Origin of the sequence: Amycolatopsis sp. La24 (assembly GCF_029087445.1) — a bacterium.
GTDB classification, from domain to species: Bacteria; Actinomycetota; Actinomycetes; order Mycobacteriales; family Pseudonocardiaceae; genus Amycolatopsis; species Amycolatopsis nivea.
This window is the reverse complement of the sequence record NZ_JARACH010000011.1, coordinates 40379-58376: the sequence shown is the minus strand read 5'-3', so window position 1 is coordinate 58376 and position 17998 is coordinate 40379. Positions and strand designations below refer to the sequence as shown.

Sequence of the window (17998 nt, the reverse complement as noted above, 5' to 3'; positions counted from 1 at the left end):
CCTTGAGCGACACCGGCGACCGCGAACTCGGCGAATTCGGCTACACCAACCAGCTCAAGAGAACGCTCGGCAGTTTCCACACCTTCGCTGCCGGCATCAGCTACATCTCGGTGCTGACCGGGGTGTTCCAGCTGTCCTACCTCGGCCTGTCCGAGGGCGGACCGGCCTACTGGTGGTCCTGGCCCGCGGTGTTCGTCGGGCAGCTGATGGTGGCTCTCTGCTTCGCCGAACTGGCCGCGCAGTACCCGGTCGCCGGGTCGGTCTACAACTGGGCGAAGAAGCTCAGCAACCCGCACATCGCGTGGATGGCCGGCTGGATGATGCTGCTGGCCTCGATCGTCTCGATCTCCGCGACCGCGCTCGCCTACCAGCGGACGCTGCCGCAGATCACGTCGTTCTTCCAGTTCATCGGCGACGGCACGGGCACCAGCGACGCGGCCAACGGCGTGCTGCTGGCCACTGTGCTGATCGTGTTCACCACGCTGGTGAACGCGTTCGGCGTGAAGCTGATGGCCCGGATCAACAGCGCGGGCGTGTTCGTCGAGCTGCTGTTCGCGGTGCTGCTGGTGGTGTTCCTCGCCTTCCATTTCGTGCGCGGCCCGTCGGTGGTGACCCAGACGAACGGCACCGAGGCCGGGCATTCGTCGGGCTACCTCGGCGCGTTCCTGATCGCCGGCATCGCCTCCTCGTATGTGATGTACGGCTTCGACACCGCCGCCTCGCTCGGCGAGGAATCGCTGAACCCGCACCGCAACGCGCCGAAGGCGATCCTGCGCGCGCTGGTCGCCTCCTTCGTGCTGGGCGGGCTGATCATCCTGTTCGCGCTCATGGCGGTCGGCAACATCAACGCACCGGAACTCGGCACGGTCGGCCTGCAGTACGTGCTCACCGACGCGCTCGGCCCGGCGATCGGACGCGTGTTCCTGTTCGTCGTGTTCATCGCGATCACCGTGTGCGTGCTGGCGGTGCACACCGCGGCGATCCGGATCGCGTTCGCGATGGCACGGGACAACGCGCTGCCCGGCGGCCGGAAACTGGCGCGGGTCAACAAGAAGACCGGCACCCCGGTGCTGCCCGCGATCGTGATCGGCGTGCTCGCGGTCGCCCTGCTGGTGCTGAACATCAACTCCACGCAGATCTTCTCGGCCGTGACCAGCCTCGCCATCATCCTGATCTACCTGTCCTACCTCCTCGTGACTGTGCCGATGCTGATCCGCAGGCTGCGCGGGCGGTGGCCGCGCGAGGGCACCCCGGCCGGCCGGTTCTCCCTCGGCCGCTGGGGTCTCCCGGTGAACGTGCTCGCGGTGCTGTGGGGCGGCGCGATGACGGTCAACCTTGCCTGGCCCCGCAACGAGATCTACAACGCTTCCCCGCCCTTCCACTGGTATCTGAAGTGGATTTCGGTGCTGTTCGTCGGCGTCTTCGCGGCCGGCGGCTTCGCCTACTACTGGTTCGTGCAACGGCACAAGGTCGGGGTGCTGGCGGACCACGCCGCCGCCCCGGCGCCCGATGAGGAGGTTTCCCGGTGAGCGCAAGCGAGTTCGACTACGTGGTGGTCGGCGGCGGAACGGCCGGATCGGTGGTGGCCGCCCGGCTGTCCGAGGATCCGGACGTGACCGTCTGCCTCCTCGAGGCGGGGCCGTCCGACACGGACGTGCCGGAGGTGCTGGAGCTGACCCGCTGGATGGGCCTGCTGGAATCCGGGTACGACTGGGACTACCTGGTGGAACCGCAGGAGGCGGGCAACTCCTACCTGCGCCAGGCCCGCGCGAAGGTGCTCGGCGGCTGCTCGTCGCACAACTCGTGCATCGCATTCTGGGCCCCGGCCGAGGACCTCGACGAATGGTCCTCGATGGGCCTGCCCGGCTGGTCGGCCGCCGACGTTTTCCCGCTGTACCAGCGGCTCGAGACCAACGACGGCCCCGGCGACCATCACGGCCGCTCCGGCCCGGTCACCATCCGGTCGGTCCCGCCGAACGACCCGGCGGGCGCGGCCCTGCTGTCGGCGTGCGCCCAGGCGGGCATCCCGACGACGGAGTTCAACTCCGGCAAAACCGTCACCCACGGCGCGAACTGGTTCCAGATCAACGCCCGCGAGGACGGCACCCGGTCTTCGGCGTCGGTGTCCTATCTGCACCCGATCATGGGCAAGCGGCCGAACCTGGAAATCCGCACCGGCGCCCGCGCGAAACGTCTCCTGTTCAACGGCCGCCGCTGCACCGGCGTCGAGGTGCTGGACGCGGACCTCATCCACCACAGCACGATCACCGCGCGCCGTGAGGTCGTGGTCAGCTCCGGCGCGATCGACACGCCGAAACTGCTGATGCTGTCCGGCATCGGGCCCGCCGACCACCTGCGCGAGGTCGGCGTCGAGGTGCTCGTGGACTCGCCGGGCGTCGGCTCGAACCTCGAGGACCACCCCGAGGGCCTGGTGATGTGGGACGCCCTGCAGCCGATGGTCACCGAATCCACGCAGTGGTGGGAAATCGGCATCTTCACCATGACCGAGGAGGGCCTGGACCGCCCGGACCTGATGTTCCACTACGGTTCGGTGCCCTTCGACATGAACACCGTCCGGCACGGCTACCCGACGACGGAGAACGGCTTCTGCCTCACGCCGAACGTGACGCGCAGCCGCTCGCGGGGCACGGTCCGGCTGCGCACGCGCGACTTCCGCGACAAGCCCCGCGTCGACCCGCGGTACTTCACCGACGAGTACGACATGCGCGTGATGACCTACGGCGTGAAGCTCGCCCGCGAGATCGCCGCGCAGCCCGCGCTCGACGAATGGGCGGGCGTGGAACTCGCGCCGGGCCGCGACTGCACGACCGACGACGAGATCGCCGACTACCTGCGCAAGACGCACAACACCGTGTACCACCCGGCGTGCACGGCCCGGATGGGCGCGGACGGCGACCCCGAGGCGGTGCTGGACGAGCGGCTGCGGGTCCGCGGAGTCGAGGGCCTGCGGGTGGCCGACGCCTCGGTGATGCCGTTCCTCGTGACAGTGAACCCGTGCATCACGACGATGGCGATCGGCGAGAAGTGCGCGGACATGCTGAAGGAAGACCGGGGCTGACCTCTCGGCGGGTGGCGGTGTCCGATCGGGCCCCACCACCCGCTCGCCCCGGTTTGCCGGACTGGTCCGACGGCCAGTCACCAGAGCACGTGCCGCTGCCAGCATCGCGCGCAGAATCATGTCCACTCCTCGCCTCGTCTTCCGGCGACTGCCGGAGCGCACCTTTTCCGATGCACATCAGGTCAGTCGCCAGCGAGAGCGCTGAGGTTCTCGAGTAACCGAATCGTTACCAACAGTCACCTTCGCCCGGCACCGCACTAAACGCGGATTCCGTTGCACAGCAGCGAAATCGAAGGCAGAAAGCTGCCGAACGCCGAGTCAGGCCCGTCCGCATCTGGCCTCGCGAGGGAGACCAGGCTGGGCGAAACCACGTCCCAGCAACGTGGACTTCCTTGCATGGCAGGAAATCCAGGCGCTCGCGTAGGCCGGGGCGATCGCTGCGGTCGGCGGTGTCGGGCTTGCTCTACCGACCGCGCACTATCCGCCGGGGGCACCGTCGAACCCGACCTCCGGCTGGCCTGCATCGGAGCGTTCGCGCTGACGATCCTGACCCTCCGCCGACGCTAAGGCGAACTGCTGGCGTTCACCACTTTGACCGGCATCGCGGTAGCGGGAATCCTCCTGCGCTACCTCGTGATCACGCGGACCGGCAGGACTCGCCGTGGCGGGAGATGTCCAACGGGCGCAATAAAAGTCACTGCAGCAGCGCCACGCACTCCACGTGATGCGTCATCGGGAAAGCGTCAAAAGCCCGCAGATCCGTCAGCGAATACCCGTGTTCCGAGAAGAACTGCACATCCCGCGCGAGAGCCGCCGGGTCGCATGCCACGTAGACGATCCGGTCCGGTTCGCCCTCGGCGATCGCGTTGACGACCGCTCGGCCGGCGCCCTTGCGCGGCGGGTCTAGGACCACGACGTCGACCGGCGTCGGGGCGTCTCCGATGAGGTGTTCCACGCGTCCGGAACGCCAGCTCACCTGCGGCAGGTCGGCGAGGTTGCGCTCGCCGTCGGAGACCGCGCGCCGGCCGGATTCGATGGCCAGCACCTGGCCGTCCGGGCCGACCTGGTCGGCTAGCACCGAGGCGAACAGGCCGACCCCGGCGTACAGGTCCCAGGCGACCCCGCCGCGTGGCGCGTCCGCCCACTCCCGCACGAGTTCCGCGAGTGTGTCCGCCGCCTGCGGGTGGACCTGCCAGAAGCCGTGCGCGTCGAGCCGCCAGTCGCGGCCGGCCGCGTGCTGGATCGCCATGCCGCCGGACAACTGCTTGCCTTGCGTCCGCCCGCGCACGGTGGCGAGTTCGCGCAGGTGGAGGTGGTTCTCTGCGTCGCTGGTGACTTCCAGTTCGGTGCCCGGCCGCCAGCGCTTGCTCAGCGCGGTGTCGAGCGAGCCCGGCACGGCGATCGGGCAGTCGTCGATCGGGACGACGCGGTGGCTGTGGTGCGCGCGCAACCCGGCCTGGCCGTCGCGTCCGGCGACGAGGCGGACCCGGCTGCGCCAGCCGAGCGGGCCGCCTTCGAGCGGTTCCACGACCACGTCGCGGGTGATCCCGGCGAGCCGTTGCAGCTGTTCGGCCACCACCGCGGCCTTCAGTTCCCGCTGGTAGGCCGGTTCGGCGTGCTGCCAGTCGCAGCCTCCGCAACCGCCGGGAGCGGCGAGCGGGCACGGCGGCGTCACCCGGTGCTCGGACCCGCTCAGCACCTCGATCGCGTCGGCGCGGCAGAACGAGCCGCCCTTGTCCTCGGTCACTTCGGCCCGGACGCGTTCGCCGGGCAGCGCGTGCCGCACGAACAGCACTCGTCCGTCCACACGCGACACACAGTGCCCGCCGTGCGCGACTGGGCCGACTTCCAGTTCCAGGATCCGGCCTAGCCAGCTCTCGGTCATTCTGATGATTCCTTTGTCGCAGGGGCTGGCTTCGGGGCGTCCGGGGGACGCGGCGTCGTCGGCGTGAAGCCGCGCCGGACGTCACCGGCGGACGGGCGGGCCTTGCGCAGCCGCGCCACCGCCTTCTGCGACGACTCCAGCTGCCACGGCACGCTCGCCACGACCACGCCGGGCTGGAACAGCAGCCTTCCCTTGAGCCGCAACGCACTCTGGTTGTGCAGCACCTGCTCCCACCAGTGCCCCACGACGTACTCCGGGATGAACACCGTCACGACGTCGCGCGGATTGGCGCCGCGGACCCTCTTCACGTAATCCAGCACCGGCTTCGTGATTTCCCGGTACGGGGATTCGACGACCTTCAACGGTACCTTGAACTTGTGCGCTTCCCACTCGTGGGTGAGCGCGCGGGTGTCGGCGTCGTCCACATTGACCGTCACCGCCTCGAGCACGTCCGGGCGCATCGCCTTCGCGTACGCCAGCGCGCGCAGCGTCGGCCGGTGCAGTTTGGACACCAGGACGATCGCGTGGTTGCGCGAGGGCAGCACGGTCGGCGCGTCGCCCATGTCCTTGAGTTCCTCGGACACCCGGTCGTAGTGCTTCCGGATCGCGGTCATCAACGCGAAAATCGCCACCATCGCGGCGATCGCGATCCACGCGCCGAGCAGGAACTTGGTGATCAGCACGATCACCAGCACGGTGCCGGTCATGGTGAGGCCGATCGCGTTCACCGTCTGCGAACGGCGCATCCGCCGCCGCGCCGCCGCGTCGGTTTCCTTGGCCAGCAACCGGTTCCAGTGCCGGATCATGCCCGCCTGGCTGACCGTGAACGACACGAACACGCCCACGATGTACAGCTGGATCAGCCGGGTGACCTCGGCGTCGAACGCGATGATCAGCACGAGCGCGAAAATCGAGAGGAACAGGATGCCGTTGGAGAACGCCAGCCGGTCGCCGCGGGTGTGCAGCTGCCGCGGCAGGTAGCGGTCCTGGGCGAGGATCGAGCCGAGCACCGGGAAGCCGTTGAACGCGGTGTTCGCGGCCAGCAGCAGGATGATGCCGGTGGAGAACGAGATGTAGTAGAACGCGGGCGGGAAGTCGGCGAACACCGCGTGCGCGATCTGCGCGACGATCGTCTTCTGCTCGTAGCCGGGAGGCGCGCCGGCCAGCTGCCGCGCCGGGTCCTCGGCGAAGTTCACCTTCGTGACGATCGCCAGCGTGATGATGCCGACGAGCATCGTCACCGCCAGCACGCCCATCAGCAGCAGCGTGGTGGCCGCGTTCTTCGACTTCGGCTTGCGGAACGCGGGCACGCCGTTGCTGATCGCCTCGACCCCGGTCAGCGCCGCCGCGCCGGAGGAGAACGACCGCAGGATCAGGAAGACGAAGGCGATGCCCGCCCAGTTGCCTTCCTCGTGCAGCGTGAAACCCGCGCTCTCGGCGCGCATCTCGGTGCCGGTGACGGTCTGGAAGAGCCCCCAGACGACCATCAGCAGGATGCCGGCGATGAACCCGTAAGTCGGAATGGCGAACGCTTTGCCGGATTCGCGCACTCCGCGCAGATTCAGCGCGGTCAGCACGGCCACGATCACGACCGAGGCGAGCACTTTGTGGTTGGCCACCCACGGAATCGCCGAGCCGATGTTCGCGACGCCGGACGAAGTGGACACCGCGACGGTCAGCACGTAGTCGACCAGCAGCGCGCTCGCCACCGTCAGGCCGAACTTCCCGCCGAGGTTGGTCGTCGCGACCTCGTAATCGCCGCCGCCGCTCGGGTACGCGTGGACGTTCTGCCGGTACGACGCCACGACGACGAGCATGACCAGCGCGACCGCGACCCCGATCCACGGCGCGAAGGCGTACGCGGACAGGCCCGCGACGCTCAGCGTCAGGAAGATCTCCTCCGGCGCGTAGGCCACGCTGGACAGCGCGTCGGAGGCGAAAATGGGCAGCGCGATGCGCTTGGGCAACAACGTGTGGGCGAGACGGTCGCTGCGGAACGGGCGCCCTAGGACCAGTCGCTTCAGCACTGTCGGGAACTTCGACACCACGAGAGCGTAACCGGGTCGCCGCAAGGTAGGTTCGGCGCTGGTGTCCGAGGGTACCCACCGACGGGTCATCCGCACCCTGCGAGGAGGCTAAGCGTGCACGTGGTGATCATGGGATGCGGCCGCGTCGGCGCGTCTCTGGCCGCGGCGCTGGAGCGGCTCGGCCACGACGTGGCCGTCATCGACAAGAACCAGCAGGCGTTCCGCAGGCTGGGCAGCGACTTCCACGGCCAGCAGGTCGTCGGGGCGGGTTTCGACCGCCGGGTGCTCGTCGAGGCCGGGATCGAGCGCGCGGGCGCTTTCGCGGCCGTTTCGAGCGGCGACAATTCCAACATCATCTCCGCGCGGGTCGCGCGCGAGAACTTCGGCGTCGAGCACGTGGTCGCGCGCATCTACGACCACAAGCGCGCCGCGGTCTACGAACGGCTGGGCATCCCGACCGTCGCGACCGTGCCGTGGACGACCGACCGGTTCCTGCGCACCCTGCTGCCCGACGGCGTCGCCTCCGCCTGGCGCGATCCGTCCGGCAACGTCGCGCTGCTGCAACTGCCGCTGCACGAGGGCTGGGTCGGCCGCAGCGTGCACGAGCTGCAGGAGACCACCGGCGCGCGGGTCGCGTTCATGATGCGGTTCGGCACCCCGGTGCTGCCGGACGCGAAAACCGTCGTGCAAGCCGACGACGACGTGTGGGTGGCGGCGCGTTCGGGCACCGTCGGAGACGTGACGAGCCTGGCCGCTCGCGCCCCCGAGGAGGAGAACTGATGCGGGTCGCGATCGCGGGCGCGGGCGCCGTCGGGCAGTCCATCGCCGCCGAGCTCATCGACGGCAACCACCAGGTGATGCTGATCGAGCGGGACGCCGACCAGTTCGAGCCGGAATCCGTTCCGCAGGCCGACTGGGTCCTCGGCGACGCGTGCGAGGTGTCGATCCTCGAGGAGTCCGGCATCGAACGCTGCGACGTCGTGATCGCGGCGAGCGGCGACGACAAGGCCAACCTCGTGGTGTCGCTGCTGGCGAAGACGGAGTTCGCCGTACGGCGCGTGGTGGCGCGGGTGAACAACCCGGCCAACGAATGGCTGTTCACCGACGCGTGGGGCGTCGACGTGGCCGTGTCGACTCCGCGGATGCTCGCCGCGATGGTCGAGGAGGCGGTGAGCGTCGGCGATCTGGTGCGGCTCATGACGTTCCGCCAGGGGCAGGCGAACCTGGTGGAACTCACCCTGCCGGAGGAGACGCCGCTCGCGGGCAAGCCGGTGAGCGAACTGGCGCTGCCGCGCGACGCGGCGCTGGTGACCATCCTGCGCGGCGACCGGGTGATCGTGCCGCAGCCGGAGGACCCGCTCGAGGCGGGCGACGAGCTGCTGTTCGTCGCGACCTCGGACGTCGAGCCGGAGATCCGGACGGCGCTGGGCTACTGAGACGCGAAAAAGGGCGGACCCGCGACGGGTCCGCCCTTTTTTCGCAAGTCGGATCAGGTCTCCGGAGTCGGCGCCTGCGCGTACTTCTGCCGCAGCCGCGCCTCGACCTGCGCGTCGGTCTCCGGCTCCGGTTCTTCCTCGGCAAGCGCCTTCAGCCGCTTGTCGGACCGGCGGACCGCCCAGACGACCACCAGCAGCCCGATCGCGTACAGCGGGTAGCCCATCGCGATCTTGGCGAACGCGAGCCAGCCGGTCTGGTCGCCGTCGTACAGCCAGCGCTGGACCACGAACCGGGCGGCGAAGATGACGGCCATCGCGAGCGTCGCGACGTCGTAGCCGTAGCGGGACGGCTTGTCCTTGCGCCAGGCGGTGCCGTTGCCGTTGAGCGCGTTCCACACGACGCCCGCCAGCGGCCAGCGCACCACCACCGAGATCACGAACACGGCGCAGTACGCGAGGCTCGCCCAGATGCCGAAGAGGAAGAACCCCTTCGCGGACCCGGTGCGGAACGCGATGAACGCCGCGATCGCGACGCCGAAGAATCCCGAGATGGCCGGCTGCAGCGGCTCCTTGCGCACGACGCGCAGGACGGTGATCGCCACCGCGCTGCCGATCGAGCCCCAGATCGCCACGGTGAGCCCGAAGAACGCGTTCAGCAGGACGAACACGATGACCGGCACCGAGGAGTAGAACAGGCCGGAAACCCCGCCCATCTGCTCCATCAGCGTCGGCTGCCGCTCGGGCTCGTCCCCGTTTCCGGGCGCGTCCTTGTCGTCGCGGGGAGCAGCGGGTTCAGTCACGAGTGTTGATCACCCTACCGGGCTCTGGAGTTCGTAATACGGGTTGTAGAGCACCTTCTGCCCGTCCCGTTCGGCCATCCGGCCGCGAACCTTGACGGTACGGCCGGGCTCGATGCCGGGAATCCGGCGCCTGCCCAGCCAGATTAGCGTCACGCCCTGCGTGCCGTCGAACAGCTCCGCCTGCAGCGAGGCGGGCCCGTCGGTCGGCGACAGCTCGACGCTGCGGAGCCTGCCGAGCACCGTCACCTCTTCGCCGGACCGGCAGTCACAGGCGCGCTGCGCGCCTTCGGCACCCGACCTCTCGGACATCTCGTCGGCGTCGAGGTCCTCGACGTCGCTGGTCAGCTTGCGAACCAACCGGCTGAAGTAGCCGCCGTCCTTGGCGGACATGGTGTGCTCCTGTGCTCCGGGGCCCCCGACTTCGTTCGGCCCGTGCGTATTCCAGCGTAGCTGCGGTCTCAGCCAGGGAAACGGGTTTGCGGCAAGATCGCAACGTGACGTCCGCAATCCGTCTCCCGGCCGCCGTCCTGCTTCCCGGCACCGGCTCGGACGACATCTTCGTGCGCTCGGTGTTCGGCGGCCCGCTCGCCGCGCTCGGCGTGCCGATGATCACGCCCGCGCCGGCGCCCGGGGCGGGTCTCGCGGAAGCGTTTTTGGCCGAACTGGACCGTCTCGCTGACCGGCACGGGACGGTCCTGGTGGGCGGGATCTCGTTCGGGGCGCATCTCGCGGCGGAGTGGGCGGTGGCGAATCCGGGGCGTTGCGGGGGGCTGCTCGCGGCGCTCCCGGCTTGGAACGGGGAATCCGGGCAAGCACCCGCGGCGCTGGCCGCGACGGTCACAGCGGATCTGGTGGCCGCCGAGGGGGTGGACGGGGCGCTGGCGCAGGCGGCGGCGGGGAGTCCGGGGTGGCTCGCGGAGGAGCTGGACCGGGCTTGGCGGCGGCACGGGGCGGGCCTGGAGGCCGGGTTGCGGGCTGCGGCGGGGAGAGCCGCGCCGGTTTTGGCGGACTTGCGGGGCGTGGACGTTCCGGCCGGGGTGGGCGGATGCGCGGATGATCCGGTTCATCCCGCTTCGGTTGCCCGGGAATGGGCTCGTGCGTTGCCGCGAGGGCGGTACGGGGAGACGTCGCTCGCCGCGATGGGGCGGGATCGCGAGGCTTTGGGGCGGGCGACTGTTTTGGCGTTTTTGCGGGCGTTGTGAGGATGCGCCGAAAAGGCCCTCACGGAACGGCGTCCGCGAGGGCCTTCTGGAGAGCGAAAGCGGTCAGCCCTGTTGTTCGGCGATGTGCTGGGCGACCGCGTCCGGCAGGGTGATCGGCAGCGGGGTGCGCACCGGCATCGGGGAGTTGCCTCGGTCCACGACAGTGCGGCGCACGATCGCCCGCAGCACCTCGGGAGCTTGCGAGGCGGTGGACTGCGGGCCCGCGATCACGCCGCGCAGCATCCAGCGCGGGCCGTCGACTCCGACGAAGCGCAGGGCCACGTCGCCGACGATCGCGGACAGTTCCATGCCCCATTCGCCCCGGCCGACGTTGACCTTCGCGCCGTCCGCGCGGAGCTGGTCGGCCAGTTCGTTGCTCACCTCGCGCCACAGGCCGCCGGATTTCGGGGCCGCGTAGGCGCTGACGGTGATCTGCCCAACTTCGGTCACGACGTGCACCGCGCGCACGCCGCCTTCCTCCGGGTCCATTTCGACCTGCACCTGCGAACCGTCGGGCACCGGCACGCGCACCGAGCCCAGGTCGATGCGCGGGATGCCGTCTTCCTCGGCTTCGGCGGCGTCGAACGGGCCGTCGGTCGTCTCCGACAGCTGGTCCTCGGGTTCGAGCGCGTCGTCGGCGCCGTCAGCTTCGGCGTTCTCGCCGCGCTGGGAAGCGACGCCTCCGGTCTCGTCGTCGCCGGACCGGCGCTTGCGTCCGAAAATCCCCACTATCGTTCCGTTCCTTCCCCGGTGCCCGCGCCGGTGTCTCCGGCGCCGGGTGCCAGTGTGGCGTGCCCGCCGGTCGAGCCGTAACCTCCCGCGCCGCGTTCGGTCGTCTCGAGTTCGGCGACCTCGACGAACTCCGCGTGCTCGACCCGCTGGACCACCAGCTGCGCGATCCGGTCGCCGCGCGCCAGCACGATCTTCTCGCGCGGGTCATGATTGACGAGGCAGACTTTGATCTCGCCGCGGTAGCCCGAGTCGATCGTGCCGGGAGTGTTCACCACGGACAATCCGACGCGCGCCGCGAGCCCCGAGCGAGGATGCACGAACCCGGCGTACCCGGCGGGCAGCGCGATCGCGACCCCGGTGCCGACGACCCCGCGCTCTCCGGGTCCGAGCACGATATCCGAGGTGGTGACGAGATCGGCCCCGGCGTCGCCGGGCCGGGCATAGGCGGGCGGCGGGACTTCGGGGTCGAGCCGCTGGAGGAGGACCTGAACGCTGGACACGGGCGGCGAGACTACCCTTGTCCTGTGGCTGACCGCGTGAACACCGCCGCGACGGGCGTCGTCGCACACTCCGAACGGCTCTACCTGCCGTGGTGGGGCTGGCCCCTGCCGATGGCAGGCGCGATCCTGCTGGGCGTCGAGGTCCACCTGGGCTACCCGTCCATCCCGATGTGGATCCCGCTCGCGATCGCCGTGCCGGTCATGGCCGCCCTCCTGCTCTCGCTGGGCAGGGCGAAAATCAAGATCACCAGCGGAGACGACCCCGAACTCTGGGTCGGCGACGCCCACCTGCCGCTCCGCTACGTCGGCGAGATCACCGTCGTGGAAAATGACGCCAAACGCCACGCCCTGGGCCGCGACGGCGACCCAGCCGCCTTCGTCCTGCACCGAGGCTGGGTGGGCCCAGCAGTCCGCATCACCCTGACCGACCCGGCAGACCCCACCCCGTACTGGCTTTTCAGCACCCGCAAACCCAAGCGAGTCGTAGAACTGCTCCGCAACCACGCCTGACCCCACGCACCGGTCGTGAGGGGAACCCTCACAGACGCTGATTCCCCCAGGGTTCCCCTCACGACCCCACCGCCGCCGGAACACGCACCCAATGCGGCATTGGGTGCGTCAGATGCACCGAACGCCACATTGGGTGCGTCCCATGCACCCAATGCCACATTGGGGCGCTATCCCACCCGCCAACCGCAGCCAGTGCACCCAACGGTCGAGGCGCCCAGCCCCCACCCGCGGCCAGTGCACCCAACGAGCGAGGCACCCACACCTCCCCCGCACCCCGATACGAAGCTCATCTGCGGTTCGGGGGTGCTTGTCAAGGCATCTTTCCCGCCTTGACAAGCACCCCCGAACCGTCAGCACAATCAAACTTCGGGGTGCCCCACGCAACCAAGGCAGGCAATGTCGCCGCCAGGCGACGAGCCGAACCAGGCCCCCCGAACACGAGTAAGGGGGCCGACCAACCGGCCGACCCCCGTGCTTACCCGGTCTTCCCAAGACCGCGAAAACGCTGACCCCGTGAATCTCCCCTAGATCTCCCTGTGAAAATCCCCAGGTCAGGCGCAATCGCGGCAGATCAGCCTGCCGCCGTTGTCCTCGGCGAGCCTGCTCCGGTGGTGCACCAGGAAGCAGACCGAGCAGGTGAACTCGTCCGCCTGCTTCGGCACGACCTTCACGGTCATGTCTTCCCCGGAGAGCCCGGAAAGGTCCGCGCCGGGAAGTTCGAAGTTCTCCGCGGTCGCGTCCTCGTCGACGTCGACGACGCCGGACTGGTTCTCGTTCCGCCGGGCCTTCAGCTCCTCCAACGAGTCTTCGGCCAGCTCGTCGGCTTCGCTGCGGCGCGGAGCGTCGTAGTCGGTAGCCATGGTGTCCCTCACCCCTGCGATTCAGCGTGTCGTCCTGCACCGGTTCCGGAGGCGCCCGATACCGGTCGTGCCGCTGGTCAACGTTCCAGCGCCCCTGTTTGTGCCCGGCCCGCGAGTGACCCAGGTCTCAGCCTGGCGGGCCTCGTTCTGCGGCCGGAGCCCGGGAAGGGTAGCTCACCGCCGGACGCGTCTCGCACCGAGTCGGACATTGCCGGTCCAGCGTCACCCGGGAGGGGGAACGCGCAGGTGAGACGCCTGTCCTCCGTTCGGGTTGCCCCGGCGTCGTAAACATCACCTCGCCGCCGAGTCGGCTTGCTCGCGCGGAGCCGTCCGTGGTGCGATCGCCACCGAGGGGCATTACGCGGAACGGGTGAAGGTGACCCGCGACACCGCGCGTCGCGAACAGCGCCTAGGCTCACCGGCTACCACGCCGGTGCGTACGCTGGCGGTTACCGCGAGGCGCGGCGGGGCGACCGCGGCCGGTTCTGCGAGGGGAAGGGACGGGGCAGGTGGCGTCGGGGAATGGGGCGGGGAACCGTGGTGCGCGGCCTTACCGCAAGCACCGTCCGCTGCCCGCGTTGATCGTGATCGGCGTGCTCGCGCTCGGCGCGGTGTTCGTCTGGGTCAACGCCGTGGTCGGCCGCGGCGACATCGACGAGGCGGTGCGCTGCAGCCCGGAGCCCAAGGCGCCGCCGGGGATCACCTACACCTCGGTCCCGCACAACGGCCTGGACGACCGCTCGCCGATGCCCCCGGACAAGGTCGCGCTGAAGGTGCTCAACGCCAGCAGCACGCGCGGGCAGGGCAGCATCGCCACCAACGCGCTGCGCGAACTCGGCTTCACCGCGATCGGCGATCCCGCCAACGACCCGGCGTACCCGAAGGGCGACGCGCGCTGCCGCGGCCAGATCCGGTACGGCGACAACGGCGCCGCCGCGGCCCGCACGGTCAGCCTGGTGGTGCCCTGCGCGGAACTGGTGCACGACACCCGCAAGGACGCCTCCGTCGACCTGGCCACCGGCAAGCTCTTCACCGACGTCCAGCCGCGGCCCGAGGCGGTCAAGATCCTCAAGCAGCTCACCGCCTGGTCGCAGGCGCATCAAGGGGGCGGCGGCAGCGAGCAGTCCGCCAGTCCCGGCGCGCCGGTGATCGACCAGACGCTCCTGGCCTCGGCGCGCTCCGTCACCTGCTGACCCCGCGGACGAGGTCAGCAGGCCCGGTCCGCGGTCACACCTCCGCCGCGCCTCCCGCGACCAGCGCGGCGCGCAGTTCCGCCGCGATCCCCGGCGAGGCCGCGAACGTCGCGTCCTCCCCCAGATCCGCCGCTTCGCCCGGCAGCAGCACCGTCGCGCCCGCCTCCTGCGCTACCAGCGCTCCGGCCGCCCAGTCCCAGCGGTGCAGACCGTGCTCGAAGAATCCGTCCAGCCATCCGGCCGCGACCGCGCACAGGTCCAGCGAAGCCGCGCCCCGGCGGCGGATGTCGCGCACCTGCCCGACGAGATCCGCGGTCAGCTTGCCCTGCCGGATCCGGCGGTCCCGCGCGTAGGAGAAGCCCATCCCGACGAGCGCCAGGTCCAGCCGGTCCGCCGCGGACACCGACAGCCGCTCGCCGTCGAGCCACGCACCGCCGCCGCGGACGGCCGTCCAGCGCCGGCCGCTCACCGGCTCCACGACCGCTCCCGCGACCGACACCCCGTCGATCTGCGCCGCGATCGACACCGCGAAGGCCGGCAGGCCGTACAGGAAATTGACGGTCCCGTCGATCGGATCGACCACCCAGGTGACCCCGCCGCCGAGCGCTCCCCCGCCTTCCTCGCCGAGCACCGGTTCCCCGGGCCGGATCCGCTCCAGCCGGGCGCGGACCAGTTCCTCCGACTCCCGGTCCACCGCGGTCACCACGTCGGTCTCAGCGGACTTCGTGTCCACCGCGACCTCGCCGCCGGACCGCATCCGCACCCAGGCCGTCCGGACCAGGTGCGCGGCCTCGACCGCGACCTGTTCGGAGGTGTTCTTCAGGTCGTTCAGCATCGCCTCGTCAACTCCCACGCCCGCCATGTCACCACATCCGGTTAAAGTCTCCGCAGCAGACTTCTGAATCGTGCGAGAAGGGACCACGCCAGTGACGGCGACCCGAGGTTTCGGAATCGACATCGGCGGCAGCGGGATCAAAGGCGCGCTGGTCGATTTGGAACAGGGACAGCTCATCGGGGACCGGCACCGGATCGAAACGCCGCAGCCCTCGACGCCGGACGCGGTGGCGGACGTCGTCGCCGAGATCGTCCGCGCGGCGGAATGGGACGGCCCGGTCGGCGTGACGCTCCCCGCGGTGGTCAAGAGGGGCACCGCGCACACCGCGGCGAACATCGACCACAAGTGGATCGGCACCGACGCCGAGGCGCTCTTCGCGAAGCGGCTCGGCAAGAGCGTCGGCGAGGTCACGATGCTCAACGACGCCGACGCCGCGGGCCTCGCCGAGATCCGCTTCGGCGACGCGGCCGCGCGCACCGGCGTGACCGCGCTGCTCACCTTCGGCACCGGCATCGGCAGCGCGCTGTTCCACGACGGCAAGCTCGTGCCCAACACCGAATTCGGCCATCTCGAGGTCGACGGCCACGACGCGGAAAAACGCGCCGCCGCTTCGGTGAAGGACAACGAGGGCCTGTCGTATCCGCAGTGGGCCAAGCGGGTGCACCGGTACCTCTCGGTGCTGGAGAACCTGATCTGGCCGGACCTGTTCATCGTCGGCGGCGGCGTCAGCAAGAAGGCCGAGAAGTGGGTGCCGCTGCTGGACATCCGCACGCCGGTGGTCGTCGCGTCGCTGCAGAACAACGCGGGCATCGTCGGGGCCGCCGCGGCCGCCGCGGAGGGCGCCGGGCACTGACCGCCGGGTCTCGGACCGGTCACCGGGAGGCGCCGGGAAGGGGGCCGGAGGGTGATCGCTTCGCGACGCAGTGGGCCGACGTCGTTACAATGGAACACGGCGCAGGAGCTGCGGAGGCAAAACCGCAGGCCGAGGCGTGTTCCCCGAATGTGAGGCAGCTGAGGTGGCGACATCTCGGCTCGTCATGATCGACCGCTGCGAAAGGGCGTAAGTGGCAGCCGCAAGAACCGCAACCCGAGGCGGGACGAAGACAGCGACCGAAGCCGGCGAGCCGGCCGACGAGGCAGCCACCGGAGCGGCGAAGTCCCCGGCGCGCAAGACCGCCGCGAAGCCGGCGGGCGCGAAGAAGACTCCGGCCAAGAAGGCTCCGGCGAAGAAGGCCGCCGCGAAGGGTCCGAAGACCGACGACGGCGATCCCGACGGCCCGGTCGACCTCGACGAGGCCGAACTCGACAGCCCGGATCTGTCCGATCTCGAAGAGGTCGAGGTCGACGTCGTCGACGAGACGGTCAACGACGAGACCGACGACGATGACGACGACTCCGAGGACGAGGCCGAGGCGACCGAGGGGGCCGCGGGCGCCGCGACGTCCACCGCCGCCCGCCGCCGCGCGAGCGCCGCCGAGAAGGGCGGCAAGTCCTCGGACAACCCGGACTTCGTGTGGGACGAGGAGGAGTCCGAGGCGCTGCGCCAGGCGCGCAAGGACGCCGAGCTCACCGCGTCGGCCGACTCGGTCCGCGCCTACCTCAAGCAGATCGGCAAGGTCGCGCTGCTGAACGCCGAGGAGGAGGTGGAGCTCGCCAAGCGGATCGAGGCCGGGCTCTACGCCGCCGAGCGCGTGCGCACCGCCGAGGAGGAGGGCGAGAAGCTCGTCACCCAGATGCGCCGCGACCTCAAGTGGATCGTGCGCGACGGCGAGCGGGCCAAGAACCACCTGCTGGAGGCGAACCTCCGGCTGGTCGTGTCGCTGGCCAAGCGCTACACCGGCCGCGGCATGGCGTTCCTGGACCTGATCCAGGAGGGCAACCTCGGCCTGATCCGCGCGGTGGAGAAGTTCGACTACACCAAGGGCTACAAGTTCTCGACGTACGCCACGTGGTGGATCCGCCAGGCGATCACCCGCGCGATGGCCGACCAGGCGCGCACCATCCGCATCCCGGTGCACATGGTCGAGGTCATCAACAAGCTCGGCCGCATACAGCGCGAACTCCTGCAGGACCTCGGCCGCGAGCCGACGCCCGAGGAGCTCGCCAAGGAGATGGACATCTCGCCGGAGAAGGTCCTGGAGATCCAGCAGTACGCGCGCGAGCCGATCTCGCTGGACCAGACCATCGGCGACGAGGGCGACTCGCAGCTCGGCGACTTCATCGAAGACTCCGAGGCGGTCGTCGCGGTCGACGCGGTGTCGTTCACGCTGCTGCAGGACCAGCTCCAGTCGGTGCTGCAGACGCTGTCCGAGCGCGAGGCGGGCGTGGTCCGGCTGCGCTTCGGCCTCACCGACGGCCAGCCGCGCACCCTCGACGAGATCGGCCAGGTCTACGGGGTCACGCGCGAGCGGATCCGGCAGATCGAGTCGAAGACGATGTCGAAGCTGCGTCACCCGTCGCGTTCGCAGGTGCTGCGCGACTACCTGGACTGAGCTTCTCCGGTTCCCGCGAGAAACCCCGCCCCGCACTACGCGGCGGCGGGGTTTCTGCGTTTACCGACAACGCCGCCGCGGCATCGGCCCGGCATTTCCGCGAAATCCTTCCTTCGTCTGACCACAGTGGACGCGGACGACTCCGGAAAACCCGGCGACACCGGATCCCGATGCGAATTACGCTGCGACGCAAGGGTAATCCGCGCAGCGAATCGCGGCGGGCGAACGTGCACCCGAACATGCGAGTACGCGGCGACTCGGAGCGGCGGTGTTGCGCGCACGTCCGTTTCCTGTTCACAACCGTTCACCCGGAACCCCCGGAACCGTTCCGGAATACTCATCGCCGGTGCACAGTCGCGCACCCACCGCGACACTGGGACCCGGGCAAGAGGCGAAAGTCGGTTGTTCTCTGCCCGAACGCGGAAATCGTGATTGTTTGGTTGCCTG

General features: G+C 69.8%; 17 protein-coding genes. 9 read left to right on the top strand and 8 right to left on the bottom strand.

The features are described 5' to 3' along the window. Positions 1–2: 2 nt before the first annotated feature. Positions 3–1529: an amino acid permease gene (locus tag PUT80_RS13950; RefSeq protein WP_037819112.1), complete on the top strand. Its 1527-nt coding sequence runs from the start codon at positions 3–5 to the stop codon at positions 1527–1529. After that, positions 1526–3079, top strand: coding sequence for a GMC family oxidoreductase N-terminal domain-containing protein (locus PUT80_RS13945; protein WP_275292183.1), 1554 nt, complete (start codon positions 1526–1528; stop codon positions 3077–3079). Before PUT80_RS13950 ends, PUT80_RS13945 begins: the two co-directional genes overlap by 4 nt. Positions 3080–3773: 694 nt before the next feature. On the opposite strand, the gene PUT80_RS13940 is transcribed toward PUT80_RS13945, so the two are convergent. Then, complete coding sequence (locus PUT80_RS13940; protein ID WP_275292182.1) at positions 3774–4964, bottom strand: class I SAM-dependent RNA methyltransferase; 1191 nt, start codon at positions 4962–4964, stop codon at positions 3774–3776. Next, a complete protein-coding gene (locus PUT80_RS13935; RefSeq protein WP_134666449.1) occupies positions 4961–7009 on the bottom strand; it encodes an APC family permease in 2049 nt (682 codons plus the stop codon). Before PUT80_RS13935 ends, PUT80_RS13940 begins: the two co-directional genes overlap by 4 nt. 96 nt (positions 7010–7105) lie before the next feature. Here PUT80_RS13935 and PUT80_RS13930 point away from each other — a divergent pair, with 96 nt between their 5' ends. Together PUT80_RS13930 and PUT80_RS13925 are read left to right on the top strand one after the other, a co-directional pair. Continuing rightward, on the top strand, positions 7106–7771 hold the full coding sequence (locus PUT80_RS13930) for a TrkA family potassium uptake protein (RefSeq protein ID WP_037819124.1): 666 nt from the start codon (positions 7106–7108) through the stop codon (positions 7769–7771). Then, positions 7771–8427 carry a TrkA family potassium uptake protein gene (locus tag PUT80_RS13925; RefSeq protein ID WP_009075577.1) on the top strand — a complete coding sequence of 219 codons (657 nt, stop codon included), beginning with the start codon at positions 7771–7773 and terminating at the stop codon, positions 8425–8427. Before PUT80_RS13930 ends, PUT80_RS13925 begins: the two co-directional genes overlap by 1 nt. 53 nt (positions 8428–8480) lie before the next feature. Here the strand turns inward: PUT80_RS13925 and PUT80_RS13920 are convergent, their stop codons facing one another. Both PUT80_RS13920 and PUT80_RS13915 read right to left on the bottom strand, forming a co-directional pair. Continuing rightward, positions 8481–9149 carry a DUF3159 domain-containing protein gene (locus tag PUT80_RS13920; protein ID WP_106961522.1) on the bottom strand — a complete coding sequence of 223 codons (669 nt, stop codon included), beginning with the start codon at positions 9147–9149 and terminating at the stop codon, positions 8481–8483. 87 nt (positions 9150–9236) lie between these two features. Beyond that, positions 9237–9617, bottom strand: coding sequence for an OB-fold nucleic acid binding domain-containing protein (locus PUT80_RS13915; protein ID WP_009075573.1), 381 nt, complete (start codon positions 9615–9617; stop codon positions 9237–9239). Positions 9618–9721: 104 nt separating this feature from the next. On the opposite strand from PUT80_RS13915, the gene PUT80_RS13910 reads away from it, so the two are divergent. Continuing rightward, complete coding sequence (locus tag PUT80_RS13910; protein WP_134731845.1) at positions 9722–10429, top strand: alpha/beta hydrolase; 708 nt, start codon at positions 9722–9724, stop codon at positions 10427–10429. Between the two features lie 63 nt (positions 10430–10492). On the opposite strand, the gene PUT80_RS13905 is transcribed toward PUT80_RS13910, so the two are convergent. Beyond that, positions 10493–11158: a DUF3710 domain-containing protein gene (locus tag PUT80_RS13905; protein ID WP_037819129.1), complete on the bottom strand. Its 666-nt coding sequence runs from the start codon at positions 11156–11158 to the stop codon at positions 10493–10495. Then, complete coding sequence (dut, locus tag PUT80_RS13900; protein ID WP_043838363.1) at positions 11158–11661, bottom strand: dUTP diphosphatase; 504 nt, start codon at positions 11659–11661, stop codon at positions 11158–11160. The genes PUT80_RS13905 and dut overlap by 1 nt, the downstream gene beginning before the upstream one ends. Before the next feature lie 24 nt (positions 11662–11685). Between dut and PUT80_RS13895 the strand changes: the two genes are divergently transcribed. After that, a complete protein-coding gene (locus PUT80_RS13895) occupies positions 11686–12171 on the top strand; it encodes a DUF3093 domain-containing protein (RefSeq protein ID WP_275292181.1) in 486 nt (161 codons plus the stop codon). Between the two features lie 551 nt (positions 12172–12722). Here the strand turns inward: PUT80_RS13895 and PUT80_RS13890 are convergent. Beyond that, complete coding sequence (locus tag PUT80_RS13890; RefSeq protein WP_013224476.1) at positions 12723–13031, bottom strand: DUF4193 domain-containing protein; 309 nt, start codon at positions 13029–13031, stop codon at positions 12723–12725. Positions 13032–13540: 509 nt separating this feature from the next. Between PUT80_RS13890 and cei the strand changes: the two genes are divergently transcribed. Beyond that, on the top strand, positions 13541–14224 hold the full coding sequence (gene cei, locus PUT80_RS13885) for an envelope integrity protein Cei (protein WP_037819138.1): 684 nt from the start codon (positions 13541–13543) through the stop codon (positions 14222–14224). 34 nt (positions 14225–14258) lie between these two features. On the opposite strand, the gene PUT80_RS13880 is transcribed toward cei, so the two are convergent. After that, entirely contained in the window at positions 14259–15086 is an 828-nt protein-coding gene (locus PUT80_RS13880; protein ID WP_275292180.1) for an inositol monophosphatase family protein, read from the bottom strand. A gap of 64 nt (positions 15087–15150) precedes the next feature. On the opposite strand from PUT80_RS13880, the gene PUT80_RS13875 reads away from it, so the two are divergent. Continuing rightward, a complete protein-coding gene (locus PUT80_RS13875) occupies positions 15151–15912 on the top strand; it encodes an ROK family protein (protein WP_037819144.1) in 762 nt (253 codons plus the stop codon). Between the two features lie 211 nt (positions 15913–16123). Beyond that, positions 16124–17551: an RNA polymerase sigma factor gene (locus PUT80_RS13870; protein ID WP_134666455.1), complete on the top strand. Its 1428-nt coding sequence runs from the start codon at positions 16124–16126 to the stop codon at positions 17549–17551. The last annotated feature ends 447 nt before the right edge of the window (positions 17552–17998 follow it).